The sequence below is a fragment of the uncultured Kiloniella sp. genome, from assembly GCF_937128705.1.
Taxonomy (GTDB): domain Bacteria; phylum Pseudomonadota; class Alphaproteobacteria; order Kiloniellales; family Kiloniellaceae; genus Kiloniella.
In genome coordinates this window covers 1-2,089 of sequence record NZ_CAKZMP010000233.1, presented here as the reverse complement: position 1 = coordinate 2,089, position 2,089 = coordinate 1, and the positions used below count along the sequence as shown (strand labels likewise).

2 protein-coding genes are annotated in these 2,089 nt (G+C 42.5%); one reads left to right on the top strand and one right to left on the bottom strand.

The window, feature by feature from the left end; translation table 11 throughout:
* Positions 1 to 151: 151 nt before the first annotated feature.
* On the bottom strand, positions 152 to 1,126 hold the full coding sequence (locus Q0241_RS12130) for a GlxA family transcriptional regulator (RefSeq protein WP_299377708.1): 975 nt from the start codon (positions 1,124 to 1,126) through the stop codon (positions 152 to 154).
* A gap of 162 nt (positions 1,127 to 1,288) precedes the next feature.
* Here Q0241_RS12130 and Q0241_RS12125 point away from each other — a divergent pair.
* A partial coding sequence (locus Q0241_RS12125; RefSeq protein WP_299377706.1) for a 3-keto-5-aminohexanoate cleavage protein occupies positions 1,289 to 2,089 on the top strand: 801 nt, incomplete at its 3' end.

Sequence of the window (2,089 nt, the reverse complement as noted above, 5' to 3'; positions counted from 1 at the left end):
TGACATACAATATTAGTTGCAAATGAAACTAATGCAAGTTTAAACCAATAAATAAGAATTTTATGAAAGGAATAAATGGTATGTATAAAATAATTAAAATTAAAAAAACTATATTCAATAAATATATATACTAAGTATTGTATCTAATATATTAAGATATAATACGCCGACTTGTTTTGGGAGCTTGGCCAAAACGATTGCGATAGCTTCGGGCAAAAGATGTTGCAGAGTTAAAGCCACAACGAATGGCAATCTCGAGAATAGAGAGGTCCGTTTGCTTCAATAGTCTCTGTGCTATATCCAATCGATGGTTTCTATAATATGAGGCTGGGGACGTTTTTAAATGTTTCTTGAAAAGTCGTTCTAGTTCTCTGACGGTAGAGCCTATTTTTTCAGCAAGCTCTGTTATGAGGAGCGGTGTTTCGATGGTTGCTTCCATCGTTTCTATCGCCTTGGTCAGGACTTTATTGTTCCGGATTTGTGGGTTGTTAGAAATCAGTCGTTGTGGGTTGTTTCCTTCGCGGAATCTTTGATAGATAAATATATCAGCAACATCAGTGGATAGTTTCAAACCGTGTTGAACCCTGATGAGTTGTAACATCATGTCCAGACTGGTTGTGCCCCCGCCTGATGTGAACCGGTTACGATCAACAATATAAAGATCCAATTCTGCCTGTACATTAGGATAAGTCTCGATGAAGCTTTCAAAATTCTCCCAATGAACGGTCGCTTTATAGCCGTCCAGAAGACCAGCTTTGGCAAGGATTTCGCTCCCCGCATCCATACCACCAAACTCGGTCCCTTTTGAGCGAAGCCTTCGAAGAATTGCGGCTAGTTGTCTTGTATTACTTTCTTCCACATCATAACTGGCGCAAACGATCAAGACAGGAATATTGTCGTCCAGTGCAATTTCTGCATCAACATTAATGTCCATACCGTTACTGGCGCGTACTGTTGAGCCATGGATGGAATATAACTTCCATTCATATATTTTTTCACCGACCTTGAAGTTGGCAGCACGCAAAGGCTCCAAGGCCGATGAAAAACAAAGCATGGAAAAACCTGGTACAAGCAAAAACGCAACTTTTTGAGGTTTGGTTTCTGCTTCTCTTCCAAATAGATACATCTTGACGTTCTCATCTATTAGATATCGGTTGGCGTGAAATGTTTCATAATTAGCGCAAAGTGTAAATTGAGAAATAAAAACCGTCCTACACTAAGAAAAAAATAAACGTACTCATCTTTGGAATTGATGTTCTGATAGGGTAGCGTGAAAGAGGGAATTACTATGAATAATGAAGTTATTATCACCTGTCCTGTGACAGGCTCAGGCATCAAAAAAGACCGCCATACGAATGTTCCTGTAACGCCAGGCGAGATTTCTGATGCCGCTATTGAGGCTGCATTGGCGGGGGCAGCTATTGCCCATTTGCACGTTAGAAATCCGGACACTGGTCAGGCGAGCAATGATTTGGAACTGTATCAGGAAACAGTTGGTCTTCTTCGCGATAAAATGAAGACTAAAGGTGTTGATGTGGTAATTAATATTACGGCAGGCATGGGCGGAGAGTTTGTCCCCGACGCAACAAACCCCAACGTTGGCGGACCGGGAACGGATATGCTCAGTCCAGCTGATCGCCTTAAGCATATTGATGCTATTCGTCCTGAAATTTGTACCTTTGACTGCGGATCTTTGAATTTCAGCGATTATGCCTATATCTCGACGCCGGATATGTTACGCGAGATGGCTGCGATTATTCAAAAGATAGGTGTGAAACCTGAAATTGAAGCGTTTGAATTTGGTCATATCTGGATGGCAAAGCAGCTAATGTCGGAAGGTTTAATTGATGCACCACCTTTGTTTCAGCTTTGCCTTGGCATTCCTTTCGCGGCTGAAGCAAATGGCGAAACCATGCTTGCGATGCGTAATATGCTTCCTGAAGGGGCAAATTGGGGCGCTTTCGGGGTTGGCCCAGCTCAAATGCCGATGGCTGCACAATCAGTTATCTTTGGCGGTCACGTTCGCGTTGGGCTGGAAGATAACCTTTACCTGGAACGTGGTGTCCTTGCGAGTAATGGACAGTTGGTA